This is a genomic window from Myxacorys almedinensis A, assembly GCF_010091945.1.
GTDB lineage: Bacteria > Cyanobacteriota > Cyanobacteriia > Leptolyngbyales > Leptolyngbyaceae > Myxacorys > Myxacorys almedinensis.
In genome coordinates, this window is record NZ_WVIE01000012.1 from 37,424 (window position 1) to 53,299 (window position 15,876).

Here is a 15,876-nt window from a genome sequence, read left to right on the forward strand (position 1 = left end):
AAATATCGACTCTTCAAATTTTCTACGCAAGTAACCCACTGATACCAGAGCGCAAGAAATACAGACCGAAAACAATCGCAACAGCGATCGTGATTGAGCGGCTATGTTGGGTCAACCAGCCTGAAAGATTGGTGAGGAAATACTTCGAGCGTTCGGGCATGAGGATACGAATCAAGATAAGGAGCAGCAACAAACTGATGATGATTTGTATGGGTGAGACAGCAATGCCGATAATATAAGGTAGGAGCGAAATGAGCACGGTTTCCATAGAATACTTTCTATCTAGTGATAGGACTTACAACTCACCAATCCTTTGATGAAGAGAAGAAATTGTGCTTATGGTCACGATAGCGATTAGACGATCGAGCGTAATGCAAGCATAGATCACTAAACTATGAAACTGATATGAAAGATTCAGAAATAGAATGGCTTCCTTACCATTGCGCTCATAGTGCTTCAGAAGCGGAATATTGCACCAAGTAACAACCCATTTTGGCGCAAATTCAACTTGGTTCGCGACAAACCCGAACCATCCTCGAAATCAAAATTGTTAAAGCGGTAGCTCAGTTGCAGCGATGTATTAGGAGAAAGTTGATATTGAGTACCAATTAGCAGATTCCAGGTCAAGTTTCTGTCAGCATAGAGATTAAATCCAGAGACATCACCCCGGATGCCCACTGACCAGCGTTCAGATAAATCTAATCCAATCCGTGCGCCGATCAGGGGTTCAACCGTTGTTCGATTTGTGCGAAAGTTCTGATTTACTGGAGGCGGAACTGGAATCGGAAGATTGCCGACAGGAATATTGTTCAGGCGAACGTTATCTACTTCTAGTTTTTGACTCAAAATGCGGAGTCCTACGATCGGATCAACAAAGAGTCGAGGGAAGCGCCTGGTCGCTGCTGAATCGCCCAATGTTGTATCAACAACGCGATAGGCTGCTGCCAAATCGATGACTCCTTGGCGAACGGATAGGCTGGCATCAGCACTTGCCCGCACCGGGATAGAAATCCCTGCTGCGACTCCTGGCAAACTCCCTGGAGGAAACGTTACCCCAAGGTTGCCGCTGTTTTTGGCAGACACATAGAATCCATCCAAAATCAGACCTAATCGCTCTTTTTGAGCTTCAAACCGAATTCCAGCATCAAACGCCCGATCGAAATTTAAAATGCTCCCTCAGCCCAAATTGATCGAAGCGGAGCGTCCAGCAACTGTGGCATCCGCCTTCACACTTAAGGGAACAAAGAAATAGGGTTCGACTGAATATTGCCAGCGATCGCTGGTCGTTCTAGAAAACGGTTCAGAGGGCGGTGATGTGGGCGTCTCTGTCTGAGCGATCGCAGTGTGCGGAAAAGCTGGCTCCACAGCAGCAAGATTGCGCGACTCAATCGAAACAGGCTGAGGCAGTAAACTAGCAGACTGTTTTAGAGCTTCTGCGGAATGAACATATTCTTGATTGAGCTTAGGGGTTGAATTGCTAGAAGGAGGTAACTGATCTTCCGCATGAATAGGTGTACCTGAAAGTACGATTGCGATCGACAGATTGCTGCTGATACATAACAAAAAAGGCTTTGGTTTTAACATAACCCTAATGTTTACTCCTCTTAAGCTTTTGTCATCACTATAGTATTTCTTACATATCCCAACACCGTTAAAAATTTGTTAGGGGATTAGCACTTCGGCTGGCTTAATGTAATCTTCAGATTAGATACAGTACATCTACGATCGAAGGCTCTCTTATGTTGCAATTTGCATTAGATTTTCATCTGGATCTCAAGACACTATTAGATGCTTTGACGGACTCGTTAACAGGGCTGATGACGATCCCGATCGTGCTAGGCTGTACCCGCGCAGTGTATCGAGGACTCGAAGATTTAGTCATTACCGGGCGCACGATGGACTGGCTCAATGATATGAAGAGCAACATTTGGGCTTTCCCACGCGGTATCGAGCGCGACGGTGCTGCTGGAGCAAATTCGATCCGCTGGATTTCAAAATACGGCAGTGTAGGAGTCTCAGGCTGGGATGTTGGCATTGCTGACGGGATGAATGAGCAGGGATTGTTTGCCAATCTGCTTTATCTCGTCGAAACCCAATACCCAACTCCCACAGATTCTCGTCAGACTTTGTGCTTGTCGCTGTGGGCACAGTACATGCTAGACAACTTTGCCACCGTGAGTGAGGCGGTTGCCGCGATTAGCGCAGAGCGCAACTCCGAAGGAACCGGGCAAGAACCTTTTGATGTTGTGCCTGCGATATCGCCAGATGGCAAGCCCGGAACGATACACCTCTCGCTTTCAGACGCATCAGGTGATTCCGCCATCATTGAGTATGTTGAGGGCAAGCTGATGATTCACCACAGCCCTGATTATCAAGTAATGACCAACTCCCCAATCTATAGTCAGCAGATGGCGCTGAATGAATACTGGCGATCGGTTGGTGGCACAACAATGCTGCCGGGGACAAATCGAGCCGCCGATCGATTTGTTCGCGCTTCGTTCTACATCAATGCCATTCCCAAAACGGCGGATGCGATCGAAGGCGTTGCAGGTGTATTTTCAGTGATTCGGAATGCGTCGGTGCCGATGGGCATTAGTACCCCTGATCAGCCTAATATCTCCTCAACCATCTGGCGAACCGTTGCAGATCATAAAAACAACCGCTATTTTTTCGAGTCGGTTCGCAGTCCGAATGTCTTTTGGGTGAATCTGAACAATCTGGATTTCACAGCAGGCAGTCCGGTCAAAAAACTGACGCTGACAGATGGCTCGGTCTTCGCAGGCGATACTTCAGCCCAGTTTCAGCCGACTGAACCCATGAAGTTTTTACAGGTAAACCCTTAGCCCGAATGCAATGATTGAACCAACGGCAAACCATCCTCAGCTATTGAGCCGCAATTCCCCCTTCAGGATCATTGGGCTGACGGTCTGGATGGTTTCGTACAACCTTGGGGTGCTGCCCGCGATCATGCCTGCAATTGTACGTGATTTTGACTCAAGCATTGGCTCGATTCAGACTGTTCTAGTCCTGTTTTCGCTCACGACTGCCGCCTTTGCACCCACGACCGAAAATCTCTGCCGCTATTTTGGTCGCACCCCGGTCTTCCTGGCTGGACTGTTGCTTTATGGAATTGGCATCAGCTTAACGGCTCTGAGTCCTTCGATCGCAATCCTAGCAATCAGTTTTGCTGTACTCACAGGTCTAGCAGCAACGCCCCTCGTCAGCACTCCCTGGACATTCGTAGATCTCATTTACAGAGGCAAAACTGAAGAGCAGGCAACCGTTGGGTTGATTGTTGTCTCTACCCTGGGTAGCTTGATGGGATCGCTGCTCGGTGGTTTCCTTGCCTCTAGGATTGGTTGGCGCTGGGCGTTTGTGCCATCGCTCGTCGCCTTGATTGGGATCTGGTTTCGGCGGCGATCGCTCCCCAACCTCAGCCTTTACTGCGAGCAGCCGATCGATTGGGTCGGTGGGCTACTGTCCTGTTTAGGGTTGGGATCGATTCTCAGCGGGGTGAGTCTGGCGATGGAGTTTGGCTGGTGGGAGCCGAAGCGGGCATTTTCGATTGGTGGAGTCGTACTGCCACCGTTTCCTTTGTCGATCGTGCCACCTCTGATTGCAGTGGGATTGATTCTGCTCGGCTTTTTTGGCTTTTGGCAGCGGCGGCAGGCAAGAAAAGGCGAAGCTTCGATTCTGCGGGCTGGACTGCTGCGACAGCCGGGATTTGTGCTAGGAATGTTAGCGGCGATGCTCCATACGCTGATCATTGCTGGGGTACAATTTAATCTATTTCAGTATGTCCCACTGGCGCTGGCGCTTGACCCCTACCAAACAGCGCTGACCATTATGCCCTTGAACATCACGAAAATTCTAGTAGTGATTGGGTCACTTAAACTGCTCAGGCTAGGGAGCAACCGCAATGGAGCCACACGATTTCAGCGGTTATCCCCGAAATCGATCGTGTTTATCGGACTGGCGCTTCTAGCGATTGGAATCTTGATGCTGTATCGCAGTCTCACGCTGCAAGTATCGTCGATCAATTTGCTACCAGGGCTGTTGGTCATGGGTATTGGCTCAGGTTTGTTTTCCCCTTACGTCAGTCGATTAACTTACTCAACCGCAGAGAACGGCAGAGTCGAAGGAACAGGAATCTACAACCCAGCGCAGAATTTAGGCAGTTCGTTGGGTAAAGCCATTCTGGGGACAGCGCTGATCTTTTATGCTTCACGGGATATTGTGGACGGTGTTTTACAGCAGATCGGGCAGACGGTCACTCCTGCAAATCGCGTCCGATTGATTGCCACGCTGCAAGAAATGATTCAAACGATGTCTCGGCAAGAAGTCAGTGCAGAGATCGTCAACCAAGTGCCCCCCTCGGTTGTGCCTTTTCTGCGCCAGATTAGCCAGGAAGCGACGACTTCAGGACTGCGAACTTCTCTGCTGCTGGCGCTGTTGCTCACCGGACTTTGTTTTCTACTTGCGACCACCCTCCCCAAATATCCATCACGTCCTGCTGAAGAGAATGCCTAAGCGGGGTAGTTTATTCTGTCTCAGAAGATTGATTCAAACTCTGGCGACGACGGCTGCCGACTAGATGAGCATAAACATAGGAAAACACGCAGCCAAACAGAAAGATCTGGCAGGTGAGAAAAATCCACAGCAGCAAAATCATCACTCCGCCGATCACACCATACGACAGAAAATGGCTCCCGATCGAGATCACGCTATTGCTCACCAGTTGTTGAAGTCCAACCAGCAGCAAGGCAACCAGTAGCGCACCGAGCCAGACATCGCCCCAGGATACATAAACGGTTGGCAAAATTTTGTACAAGATGCAAAGTGCGATCGCCAGAATCAAGAACGACGAACCAGTTTGTAAACTTCGAGTTAGCAGAAATTCGTCAAGCTGAATCCAGGAAAACGCCTCTTGAAATGTTACAACCAGTTTCAGAATCGCTTTGATAGCAATATTAGAAATCAGTGAAGCAAACAGTAGCAAGCCAGTTCCAAACACTAATAGAAACGAAAACAGCTTGTTTGCCACAAAGAAAAGCACCATTTTCGTTGCTGATCCTGTTTCAGAAACACGACTGGGCAGTTGCTCCGCAGTTCCCCGAAGGGGTAAACGCCAAATCTTATTCACAGAACTTCTGAGAATGTCAAAGACTGCACTTGCTGTCCATAGCAAAACACTAAATCCAACAATCCCAGCCCCCACGCGATTTTCACTGAGCGAAATCACTGTCTCTTTGATCAAGCCGTGTACTTCGGGCGGTAAATGTCGCGCTACCGCTCGCTGAATCTCTTGAAACGCATCTGTTCCCGGTGCAATCAGCCTGCCGATAATACTGAGCATGACTAGCAGCAAAGGAAACAAGGAAAACAGCGCGAAATACGATAGCGAAGCCGCCATTCCTGAACAGTTATCTTGATCCCACTTCATTCCAGTCTGAATGAGAAGTTGGGCAGGTTTAGAGGGGATCAGAGTCGATCGAATATAGTGCAGCATAGGACATCGCTCACAATGTCATTGGCGCGATCGGTTCGATATCTGGATCGTATCCCCCAACCTGATTCGTCCGCAGCACCCAAACCGATGCTCCCTGCTCTAAAAATGCTTTGACGATCGCGTCGCTTGCTTTCCGAGGAAGAAGCGATCGCCAACTGCCCAAACCAATCCATAGATTTCGGAGCGGCTCATCTTCAAGCGTTGTGCCAAGCTTGAATTCGTTCGTTTCCCAATCCGAACGGGGTGAACCAAACATCTGCAATTGTGAATTGAGTTTATCTTTGACCGTTAAAAGTTGCTGATACCGCACTGCTTGATCCGGATTCTGACTGAGCCAGAGTTGTAAGCGAGATTCGTTTGCGGCAATTTCGTTCGAGAGCGATCGAATACTCGCAAACAGAGCTTGGTTAGCATCCTGGGCGCAATTGTTCGCGGGACCGACATAAGTTGCACCTGTTCCATCTCCGATGCGATAGCGAGCCGTCATCGCTTCAAGCTGATGAATCATCGTATCTAGTGGCGATCTCGAAGAGGCATCTGCGGCAGCAGATCGACGAACTCCATTGAGGTCAAAACTACCAGTAAACGGATCGAACTTCACCAAAATATCGCAAACTGGACGCCCACCCAGCCAGCCAAATTGACGATCGCCCATGTAGTGCGACCAGTGCAGTGTTCCTGCTGTTAAGCCATCGGTGTTGTGCGTGTAGACCTGGTAATACTGAATCTCAAATCGCCGCTCGTCGCTAATCGGATCGTGAATCACCGTTGCAACGCCATAGGCAAAGTGACCAAAAAAGATCGGAGTGGCTGCCGCAGGTTCTTTTTTATTGCCGCCAATTCCACCATAAACATGCAGCAGCAACGCGCGATCGCCAACTTTCCACTCATCGATTGCCCCGAAGGGGGAACTGCTTCGCATCGCACCTTGAATTTCCTCAGATTGCCGACCCACACAAAGCACCGATGAAATTCTGCCTTTTTGTTCAACCGCCTTTGCCCAAGATTCTTGTCGAATGTAGCGATAAGCGGCTTTTCTGCCAAACACAACGCGATCGGGCTGAAGACGCAACAGCGATCGAGGTGCGAGAGATCGCACAACAAACGTTCCGGTCGCATCCTTCGCGCCATAGATATACCAGCCCATTTCATTGAGCGGCGATTGTTCTAACTTGTTCGTGGTCGAAGGAAAGCTACCGGAGCACTGAGCAACCACGACTTCAGGTAAGCGTACTTGCTCTGTCCATCCGTCAAAGTCGCGCGTTGCTCGATTAAAGTGTTTGACCTGAAAACGATCTGTTCTAGCGATCGCACCGTCAAAGCGAACTAAGCCGTAATAGCGTCCGGTAATTTCTGAGGGAGGATGGTGGACGTAAAGCGCAGGAAGATCAACTTCAACAGGGTCTTCGAGCATGACGATCAGATCGTCAGCAGGATGTGAGGCTGCTAGAGATTCGAGCGGATCGACTTGTTGCCAGTGATTCAAGCGATCGGGATGAATCGTACCTCCATACTGACTGGAATATTCTGCATCAACACTGAAATGAACATCGCGGGTAACAGCTCGAACCCATTGCTTGACAGTAGGATTATCTGCCCAGCGCAGCATTACGTTTTGTCCGATCAGCGATTCATAACCAGCAGGCGCGTGATGAACTTCAAACCAGACCCCGCGAACCTGACGACGCTCTAAGGGTTGAGGCAGAATCAGGCGACCCATCCACGGCGCGATCGAGCGATACCATTGTGAATCGATCCTTTGATCCAGTGGATAGTAAGTGTAATTGTTAAAGTCTGCTTGCTTGTAAAGTTCGTAGTTGCTGATTGTCCTAGATCGAGGAGGTGTATTGATGAGAAAATCCCCGTTCAGAATAGAGCGAACTTGAGCGATCGTATAACCTAAATGGCTCTGTCCATCCGGCGAATAAGCATTTGGGTCCATAATGCCGCCTGGAACTTGATGTCCCATTGGACCGAGTGAAATTTCGCTGATCTTGCCTTTCCGCAGTGCCCGATTCCAATAAGACAGCGGAAACCATTTGCGCCGACCCGGAAACAGCAGAGGACCCAGAGCAGCAACCCCATCCTTATCTCCAACCAGATGGTAAAGATGCTCCAGCTTCAAAAAGTTATTATTTGCACTTATCACCCCACCGAGCGAAATCACTTCGATCTCGGTTCCGAGAGCGCGTCTGAGGTGAGGAGCCGATGCCACAGCCATCTGAGCGCCGCCGCTATAACCAATCAGCGTAATCGGTGTGCCTTCTTTCGGCTGATATCCTCGACCCATTAAGCCGTTATAGATAACCTGAGCAATGCCTTGGTTATAAATCGGTCCATATCGCTTATCCGCAGAAACCGCCACAATCCAAGTGTTTCGGATATTCACCATCAGTCCTAGCAATGCCATTGGGTTGTCCCAGCGCATTCGATCGGCAAGTCGCCACAGCCACGATAAAGGACGATCAGATACCAGCGCTTGATTTCGCACCGAGTAGAGCATTAGCCCTCTGACTAGCTCCATCCGTTGAGGTAAAGCAGGCTGAAGTGCGGCTAGAAAATCCTCAACATCAGGCGTATATGCTTCCCCGGACTGGCCCACACCATCCAGATAAACCACATAGCGATCGGGACGTGTCACTCGTCGGGGGGCTAGATTAATGGTTGAACTCCTAGATAAGTTTGCAGTTTCTACTTCCTCACCAAACCAACCTGCCCACCATCCCAATGTTTCTAAAGGAGCAAGCAATCCAGCAAAGATGAGCGCAACAATACCAATCCAAGTCAGATCAAATGTCCACCGCACGGGGCGCGGTAGCGTTTCATACCAGCCAAACAGACTCAGACGAATCGGGCGCAGGAGCAGAGCAACCACGACAAAGAGCAGCAGCATCCCCAATAGCATTAACCCCAGGCGGATTGCTTGAGGAATGCCCTGAAATCGATTCTCCAAACGAACGCCGACTGTTGTTGTCTCCTGAGTGGGAAGCTGAAGGGCAGCCGTTTCACTGAATTGAGCTACGCTAAGAGATTCATCCGGAACCGTTTTAGCCAGACGACTCGCAGATTGTGAGCTAGGAATCCGCGTCTCTAAATCAGCTTCCACTCGTGCGGCGATTTGCGATCGCTGCTTCACCAAATCCACCCCTGCCACTTTGCGATCGAGCTTCTGTCCCAACCGAGCGATCGGCTGCCCGATCGTGCCTTGAAGCAGTTGCAGCATCGCCCAGCCTAATGCAACATGAGTAAACGCAGTCGCACCGCCCACCTGCCCAACTGCACTCACGGCAGTTACCATCTGGAGCAAATGCCAGACTGATAGCACGTTGAGAATCGGACTCCCCAGATAAGGCAATGCCCCCAAAAAACCAAAAAGGAGCGGTGTATAGCTCAATCCAAAGGCTTCGACTAAATTGCCCCAGGCGATTTGCACAAACCCAGGAAGTAAGCCAATTAGCCAAGTGCTAAACACCAAAAACAGAAACCCGAAGGCAAACAAAATCGCATTCAGCAGCAAGCTCAAAATAAATCGAACTGGCTTGACTCGGTTTGCAAACAGAATCACGCTTTGCCCAATGCCTAATGAAAGTCCAGCAAGTAGAACGACTAGAAGCGCGATCGCTTGTCCTTGGGGAATGCGAACGACTCTCTGGAAGGCATCCTGACCAAAGAAGAATGCACCACTGATTAAATCGCCGAGTTGATTGAGGAAGGAATCAACCATTAAGTCAGGTAGTGTGAATTTAAAGCTAGTGTGTGACTCTTCTAAGTCAATCTTTGATAGTTTTTGATGTTCTTCAGTAACATTGGGACTGCCGACTACAGCGAGTCCGAAGGTTTAGAGGTCGCTGAAATGACATGCTATCACGATAGAACAAGAAAATATGCAACTCATAGGATGCGAAATCCTATGGGTTGTTGCTTTCACCTAAACCGGATTGCTTTTAAGATGAGGATGTTCCGTTCTGAGTGTTCTTCAGGCCGACGACCTCAATGTGCGTGCCTTTAGTAATGGACTCAAGAATGTACTCAGGGTTGAGAGAATAATAGATTATTGAATATCATTTACAGAAAGCTTAACCCTCGAAACCCCGTGAAATCAAGGCTATGAGAGACTTCTATTAGAAAGCGGGTAACGCGATTCGAACGCGCGACATTCACCTTGGCAAGGTGACGCTCTACCACTGAGCTATACCCGCATTTGACAGCTTTTTAATTATGCCTAACTTTGGTCTCCATGTCAATCTATGTTGGGCAAAAAGTTTCTAGGTCTATCAGAAGATTACGCTTCTCTTTCTCTCATGGCAGGGTTTCGGGGCTAAGATCAAGAGGAATGGATCATTATTCCTTTCTGCCAAAACTTTTTACTATTGATCTGTAGCGCCTCATGGTTCAGTATACTCTTGCTCAAAGCCCCGAAATTGTCTTGACGGTTCCTGGCAAAGATTCATCTAAAGCCCGTGAAAAGGCGATGGATCAGTTAATGGAACTCATGGATGAAGGAAAATTACCCACCGATTTAGCCGATGGGTTTGGTCCTCAAAACTTCATCGAGATTCACAATTCCGCTGCGATCGCATCTGGTGGTGAAGATTCTATTAATCAAGCCGTTCAAATTCTCAGCGCTTTAGCTACCCTCAAACTCAAAGCTCAAGAAACCCGCACCGAAGCCCTGCAAGTTCGCAAGCAGATCGATGTACTGTTTACAGATGAGCCGGTGAGCGAAGCCGAAATTAATCAATTAAAAGAAGGATTTAAGGTTTTAAAGAACTACGCGCAAACAAATCTGCGCTATCGAGAGGCGCGTTCTCAAGCTGAAGATGCTCGTGCTGTGCTAGACCAAGCTCTCCAGTCTTCCGATTCAGATACTAAGCCAGATGCCAAGCCAGACGCCAAGCCAGACGCCAAGCTAGACGCCAAAAAAGTCGGAAAATAGACGCCTGACTGGTTGCGCCCTGCCTCAAAGGAGTTGCTGAAATTAGTGTGTCCAAACTACTATGATGAAGATATCTTAAGAAAACTTCATGTAAAACTGTGACCACTGAACAACGGCTGACTCCTATCACCTTCGAGAAGATGACTTGGGACTGGAAAGGTCATCAGATCCAATACACCGTGCAGGGAACTGGGCGTCCCTTAGTTTTAATTCACGGGTTTGGGGCGTCGATCGGGCACTGGCGTAAAAATATCCCTGTTTTGGCTGAGGCAGGCTATCAAGTGTTTGCGCTGGATTTGTTGGGCTTTGGCGGGTCTGCAAAACCAGCGATCGCATATACGGTCGAACTCTGGACAGACCTGATCAAAGATTTTTGGAGCGCTAAGATTGGTCAGCCTGCCTATTTTATTGGTAACTCAATCGGCGGTTTACTTTGTCTGATGGTGCTTGCAGACTATCCAGACATCGCCGCAGGAGGCATTTTACTCAATCCGGCGGGAGGTCTCAACCATCGCCCCGACGAACTGAACCTACCACTCCGGCTCGTGATGGGGACATTCACCAAACTGGTGAGTTCCAAAACGTTTGGCTCTTGGTTGTTTGATCGAGTACGGCAAAAAGCGCGCATCCGCAGCAGTTTGCAGCAGGTCTATCGCGATCGTGACGCTATTACTGACGAACTCGTAGAGTTACTCTACACGCCTTCTTGTGATCCGGGTGCTCAGAAGGTCTTTTCAACGATCCTGACCGCACCTGCTGGACCGAAACCAACCGATTTGTTACCTCGCATTCAAAAGCCGCTCCTCGTCGTGTGGGGAGAAGCTGATCCGTGGACGCCGATCGCGGGTGCTGCAATTTATCAGGGTCTGACGGCATCGCATGATGTCAAATTTGCTGCGATTCCAGATACAGGGCATTGCCCCCATGATGAGCGCCCTGATGTAGTAAATCCTCTGATTTTGAAGTGGCTAGCAGAGCGATAAGAAGAAAACAGAAGTCTGAAATTGGCAGTAGATTGGGTAGCAGACGCCTGCGGCAACGCTTCGCGAGGAGCGGATAGATAAATCAGCAAAGCTGAGCAGACTTCCCTTCTCGCTCACTACCGATCCGTTTCATTTGCCACTCATCGGCTGCCACCCAGACATTTTTGGCTAGCTATCAGAACTTTCGCACCCACTATTTCAACCCCAGAAAGACCGCTTGCAAAGCGTTACAGCTATTCTTGCCTGAGAAGACATTCCCAAAGCTGCCATTGCCTCACCCTGCTTATTCTTTATAAATCGTTTAAGAATTTAATTATTTAGAAAATATCTTAGAAATATGCCGGAAAACCTGAAATTCTACTGAGCATCCCTTCGTCTTAAAGAAGTTAAGCTCTGGATGTTATGTTCCTGGAATCATCGGAAGCCATTCGGAAGGGTGAGTGTTGAGAGATGAGCAACTGCCACAGCAATCAAAATCCAGGGATTGAGGCGTCACACCATGAGCGCGATACTCTCACCCCAACTGTTAAACTCGACCTTCTTAGTTCTAGAGAAACTAACGACGATCGCAAGTTAGAAGCCGATCGTTTGCTGACTCAAGGCATAGAAGACTACCAGCAAGGACAACTTCAGACGGCGTTGCATACTCTGCAAAAAGCGCAACTGATCTACTGGGAACTTGAAGATCAAGTAGGGGCTGAAAAAGCGCTGAATTATCTGGGTTTAGCCTGTTATGGCTTAGGGGAATACGGCAAGGCGATCGATTACGCTCAGCGCAGTTTGGCGTTAGCAGAACAGATTAAAAATTACCTCAGCCGCGTGCATGTGTTGGGGACGATGGGGAATGCCTATCGTCATCTTGCCGATCATGGGAAAGCGATTGAGTATCAGCAGGAAAGCCTTGTGCTGGCTCAGCATCTCCAGGATCGACCAGGAGAGATGGCAGCCTTGAATAACCTGGGTTTAGCCTACAAAGCGGCGGGTCAGTCGGATTGTGCGATTGGATGTAAACAAGCTGCCCTTGCGATCGCACAAGATTTAAATGACTATAAAGCTCAAGGACAGATTCTTAAAAACTTAGGCAATGCGTTTTATGCTCAAGGCGACTATGATTTGGCGATCGCCTATTACCAGCATCGGTTGGTGTTAGCTCAAACTGTTCAGGATCAACGCCTCGAAGCTCAAGTGCTGCGAAATTTGGGCAACGCTTACTATGTTTTAGGCAATCATGACCAAGCCATTACTTACAATCGGCAACGTCTTACCCTAGCGATCGCGCTCAAGGATCTGCGATCGCAAGAAAACGCGCTGGCGAGTCTCTGTGTTTCTTACGATGCGTTGGGGCAGATGACCGAAGCCATTGAGTGCTATGAGCAGCGATTGAGGTTGGCTCAGCAAATTGGTGACTGCCGATTGGAAGAACACATTTTAGGCAGCCTCAAGAGGGCTTGCTTTTTGCTGGGCGATTATGCAAGAGCGAATCGGTATAGCCAACGGGAAGCCATAGTTTTGTAGCAGGCAAGCTGGGGTTCTAGAACTTCGGCATTGCGAAATACTTGAAACATTTTTGTGCGATCGCTTGACTCTCCAGCCTAGTGGAGGGTTCATCATACAATTATCAACTCAAATTCATCACCATTGAGACCATGACCTTACAACTTACGGTTTCTGATATGGCTTGCTCAGCCTGTGAAACGTCGATCACGAATGCTATCAAAGCGGTCGATGAGCGCGCGATTGTCAGCACCGATCCCAAAACCAAACGGGTGAGCGTTGAAACTCAAGAATCTGAGACCGCTATCAAAGCCGCGATCGCAGCAGCAGGTTATACCGTCACTTAACCCCTTTTGTATGGAAACTAGTACGTTCAAACTTCAGGGCATGAGTTGTGCCTCGTGTGCAAGCAACATAGAAGATGCCATTCGCTCGGTTCCGGGGGTGAGCAACTGCAACGTTAACTTTGGAGCAGAGCGAGCGGCTATTGAATACGACTCTAAGCGCGTCAATTTAGGGCAAATTCAGCATGCGATCGCGGAGGCTGGCTACTCATCGGTTCCGTTGCAAGATCAAGAATTGATCACGGGTGAAGACGATGCCGAAAAAACGCAGCGATTACGAAAGTTTCGTCACCTGCGACAGAAAACCATTGTTGCTGGCATTATCAGCGTTATTCTCATCGTTGGTTCCCTTCCGATGATGACCGGATTGGCACTTCCATTCATTCCCATGTGGCTGCACAATTACTGGTTTCAATTAATCTTGTCAACGCCTGTGATGTTCTGGTGTGGTGCAGAATTTTTTATCAATGCTTGGAAAGCCTTCAACCGCCACACTGCAACCATGGATACTTTAGTTGCTTTGGGAACCGGATCAGCCTATCTATATTCACTAATTGCGACCCTTTTTCCTGGCTTTTTTCTTGCCCAAGGATTGCCCCCCGATGTGTATTTCGAGGCGGCTAACGTGATCATCACGCTGATTTTGCTGGGGCGCTTGCTGGAAATGCGGGCAAGGGGGCAAACTTCAGAAGCAATTCGCAAGCTGATCGGGCTGCAAGCGCGAGATGCACGCATTATTCGCAACGGGCAAGAACTGGAAGTGCCCATCCAAGAGGTGCAGATCGACGATGTGGTGATGGTGCGTCCGGGGGAAAAGGTTCCGGTAGATGGCGAAGTGGTTAGCGGAAGCTCGACGATTGATGAATCGATGGTGACGGGCGAAAGTGTGCCCACCAAAAAGCAGCCCGGTGATGAAGTGATCGGAGCAACCCTCAACAAAACCGGGAGCTTTCGATTTAGAGCAACGCGCGTGGGCAAGGATACGGTGCTGGCTCAAATTGTCAAGTTAGTGCAGCAAGCACAAGGCTCGAAGGCTCCAATTCAGCGATTGGCGGATCAAGTGACGGGGTGGTTTGTGCCAGTGGTGATTGCGATCGCCATCCTAACCTTTATCGTCTGGTTCACCGTTATGGGCAACGTGACCCTAGCGCTGATCACAACGGTTGGAGTGTTGATTATTGCTTGCCCTTGTGCGTTGGGTTTAGCCACTCCGACCTCGGTGATGGTAGGAACGGGTAAAGGGGCAGAGAACGGCATCTTGATCAAAGGGGCCGAAAGTTTAGAGTTGGCGTACCAGATTGAAACGATCGTTCTCGACAAGACAGGAACCATCACGGAAGGCAAGCCAACTGTGACCGACTTTATCTCTAATGTTGGCTCAGCCCATGAACTCAATCTGCTAAAACTGGTGGCATCCGTTGAACGTAACTCAGAGCATCCCTTAGCCGAAGCCGTAGTTTGCTATGCCCAAACACAAGGCGTGAGTTTAGAAGAGGTGCAAGAGTTTGAAGCGATCGCGGGGAGCGGAGTCCAAGGTAGAGTTGCCCATGAGATGGTGCAGATTGGCACGCAACGCTGGCTGAGCGAGTTGAACATTGATGTTCAGTCGATGCAAGCCGAAAAAGATCGATTAGAATCTCTTGGGAAAACGGTAATTTTGATTGCGATCGCAGGCAAACTGCACGGGTTGATGGGCATCTCAGATGCGCTAAAACCGTCTTCGATTCAAGCGATTCGAGCCTTGCAACGGATGGGACTCGACGTTGTGATGCTCACAGGAGACAACCAGCAAACTGCCAACTCGATCGCCAATCAAGTTGGTATTCAAACCGTTATTGCCGAAGTTCGACCAGAGCAAAAAGCAGCCGTTATTAAATCGATTCAAAACGACAAGCTTGGTCGTTCAAGACCAAACCCAAAAGGGCGGCGGCATGCCAAATCAACGATTGTGGCAATGGTGGGAGACGGCATCAACGACGCCCCAGCCTTGGCGCAGGCAGACGTGGGCATTGCCATCGGAACCGGAACCGACGTTGCGATCGCGGCGAGTGATATCACGCTGATCTCTGGTGATCTACACAGCATTGTCACTGCAATTCAACTGTCTCGTGCCACCATTCGCAATATTCGCCAAAATCTTTTCTTCGCTTTCATTTACAACACATTGGGTATTCCCATTGCAGCAGGCGTTCTCTTTCCTATTTTCGGTTGGCTCCTTAACCCAATTATTGCTGGCGGCGCGATGGCGTTTAGCTCGGTGTCTGTTTTAACAAATGCACTGCGGTTACAAAACTTTAAACCAAAAGCAATTCTATAGTTTCCCCTCGCGTTGATCATCATGTTGAGAAAAGTATTGCTCGCAAACCTTGTCGGCATTGGTTTATTCTTGAGCGCAAGTCCTGCCGCTACTCAAATGCCGATGAACCATTCTCAGCCTACAGCCCCGCAGTTTCAGCGCATTGATCAACCGATCGGATCAAAAATTGGGGTCATCGCGGGTGGGCTGGCACTCATTGGTCTAGAGCTTTGGTGGTTTTTATATAGCAGAAAAAAAGCTTAAGCAGACGATGCACCAGAGGGTGTCTCTTTAGCGCATCGCATCGGAGGACG

At 49.1% G+C, this 15,876-nt stretch carries 13 protein-coding genes and 1 tRNA gene; 8 read left to right on the plus strand and 6 right to left on the minus strand.

Annotation, left to right across the window (positions count from 1 at the left end; genetic code table 11):
• Positions 1-22 precede the first annotated feature (22 nt).
• The 3 genes from GS601_RS11905 to GS601_RS22910 all read right to left on the minus strand — a co-directional run bounded on the left by GS601_RS11905 (position 23) and on the right by GS601_RS22910 (position 1,584).
• A complete protein-coding gene (locus tag GS601_RS11905; RefSeq protein ID WP_162423510.1) occupies positions 23-268 on the minus strand; it encodes a hypothetical protein in 246 nt (81 codons plus the stop codon).
• Between the two features lie 188 nt (positions 269-456).
• A complete protein-coding gene (locus tag GS601_RS22905) occupies positions 457-1,083 on the minus strand; it encodes an outer membrane protein (RefSeq protein ID WP_202925039.1) in 627 nt (208 codons plus the stop codon).
• Positions 1,084-1,176: 93 nt separating this feature from the next.
• Positions 1,177-1,584, minus strand: coding sequence for a hypothetical protein (locus GS601_RS22910; protein ID WP_202925040.1), 408 nt, complete (start codon positions 1,582-1,584; stop codon positions 1,177-1,179).
• A 155-nt stretch (positions 1,585-1,739) separates the two neighbouring features.
• Here GS601_RS22910 and GS601_RS11915 point away from each other — a divergent pair, with 155 nt between their 5' ends.
• Positions 1,740-2,843: a linear amide C-N hydrolase gene (locus tag GS601_RS11915; RefSeq protein WP_162423511.1), complete on the plus strand. Its 1,104-nt coding sequence runs from the start codon at positions 1,740-1,742 to the stop codon at positions 2,841-2,843.
• Between the two features lie 10 nt (positions 2,844-2,853).
• Positions 2,854-4,530, plus strand: a complete 1,677-nt coding sequence (locus GS601_RS11920; RefSeq protein ID WP_162423512.1) for an MFS transporter — start codon at positions 2,854-2,856, stop codon at positions 4,528-4,530.
• A 10-nt stretch (positions 4,531-4,540) separates the two neighbouring features.
• Here GS601_RS11920 and GS601_RS11925 read toward each other — a convergent pair whose 3' ends face one another.
• The 3 genes from GS601_RS11925 to GS601_RS11935 form a co-directional block, all read right to left on the minus strand.
• Entirely contained in the window at positions 4,541-5,509 is a 969-nt protein-coding gene (locus GS601_RS11925; protein WP_162423513.1) for a YihY/virulence factor BrkB family protein, read from the minus strand.
• 10 nt (positions 5,510-5,519) lie between these two features.
• Complete coding sequence (locus GS601_RS11930) at positions 5,520-9,233, minus strand: CAAX protease (protein ID WP_162423514.1); 3,714 nt, start codon at positions 9,231-9,233, stop codon at positions 5,520-5,522.
• 403 nt (positions 9,234-9,636) lie between these two features.
• A tRNA-Gly gene (locus tag GS601_RS11935) sits at positions 9,637-9,708 on the minus strand.
• Positions 9,709-9,896: 188 nt separating this feature from the next.
• Between GS601_RS11935 and GS601_RS11940 the strand changes: the two genes are divergently transcribed.
• The 6 genes from GS601_RS11940 to GS601_RS11965 all read left to right on the plus strand — a co-directional run bounded on the left by GS601_RS11940 (position 9,897) and on the right by GS601_RS11965 (position 15,826).
• The gene (locus tag GS601_RS11940) at positions 9,897-10,445 is read left to right on the plus strand and encodes a hypothetical protein (RefSeq protein WP_162423515.1); all 549 of its coding nucleotides are present in this window, start codon (positions 9,897-9,899) and stop codon (positions 10,443-10,445) included.
• A 98-nt stretch (positions 10,446-10,543) separates the two neighbouring features.
• Positions 10,544-11,428, plus strand: a complete 885-nt coding sequence (locus tag GS601_RS11945) for an alpha/beta fold hydrolase (RefSeq protein WP_338017023.1) — start codon at positions 10,544-10,546, stop codon at positions 11,426-11,428.
• A gap of 450 nt (positions 11,429-11,878) precedes the next feature.
• Entirely contained in the window at positions 11,879-12,943 is a 1,065-nt protein-coding gene (locus tag GS601_RS11950; RefSeq protein ID WP_162423516.1) for a tetratricopeptide repeat protein, read from the plus strand.
• Between the two features lie 131 nt (positions 12,944-13,074).
• Complete coding sequence (locus GS601_RS11955) at positions 13,075-13,269, plus strand: heavy-metal-associated domain-containing protein (protein ID WP_162423517.1); 195 nt, start codon at positions 13,075-13,077, stop codon at positions 13,267-13,269.
• A 10-nt stretch (positions 13,270-13,279) separates the two neighbouring features.
• Positions 13,280-15,583 (plus strand): heavy metal translocating P-type ATPase, encoded by a 2,304-nt coding sequence (locus GS601_RS11960; protein ID WP_162423518.1) that lies wholly within the window; start codon positions 13,280-13,282, stop codon positions 15,581-15,583.
• A gap of 21 nt (positions 15,584-15,604) precedes the next feature.
• Positions 15,605-15,826: a hypothetical protein gene (locus tag GS601_RS11965; protein WP_202925041.1), complete on the plus strand. Its 222-nt coding sequence runs from the start codon at positions 15,605-15,607 to the stop codon at positions 15,824-15,826.
• Positions 15,827-15,876 lie beyond the last annotated feature (50 nt).

Excerpts from the sequence above, each read along its gene's own strand:
- GS601_RS11920 (WP_162423512.1), top strand. The coding sequence starts at position 2,854 with ATGATTGAACCAACGGCAAACCATCCTCAGCTATTGAGCCGCAATTCC.
- GS601_RS11955 (WP_162423517.1), top strand. The coding sequence starts at position 13,075 with ATGACCTTACAACTTACGGTTTCTGATATGGCTTGCTCAGCCTGTGAA.
- GS601_RS11915 (WP_162423511.1), top strand. The coding sequence starts at position 1,740 with ATGTTGCAATTTGCATTAGATTTTCATCTGGATCTCAAGACACTATTA.
- GS601_RS11905 (WP_162423510.1), bottom strand. The coding sequence starts at position 268 with ATGGAAACCGTGCTCATTTCGCTCCTACCTTATATTATCGGCATTGCT.
- GS601_RS11925 (WP_162423513.1), bottom strand. The coding sequence starts at position 5,509 with ATGCTGCACTATATTCGATCGACTCTGATCCCCTCTAAACCTGCCCAA.
- GS601_RS11950 (WP_162423516.1), top strand. The coding sequence starts at position 11,879 with ATGAGCAACTGCCACAGCAATCAAAATCCAGGGATTGAGGCGTCACAC.
- GS601_RS11965 (WP_202925041.1), top strand. The coding sequence starts at position 15,605 with ATGTTGAGAAAAGTATTGCTCGCAAACCTTGTCGGCATTGGTTTATTC.
- GS601_RS22910 (WP_202925040.1), bottom strand. The coding sequence starts at position 1,584 with ATGTTAAAACCAAAGCCTTTTTTGTTATGTATCAGCAGCAATCTGTCG.
- GS601_RS11940 (WP_162423515.1), top strand. The coding sequence starts at position 9,897 with ATGGTTCAGTATACTCTTGCTCAAAGCCCCGAAATTGTCTTGACGGTT.
- GS601_RS11960 (WP_162423518.1), top strand. The coding sequence starts at position 13,280 with ATGGAAACTAGTACGTTCAAACTTCAGGGCATGAGTTGTGCCTCGTGT.
- GS601_RS11930 (WP_162423514.1), bottom strand. The coding sequence starts at position 9,233 with ATGGTTGATTCCTTCCTCAATCAACTCGGCGATTTAATCAGTGGTGCA.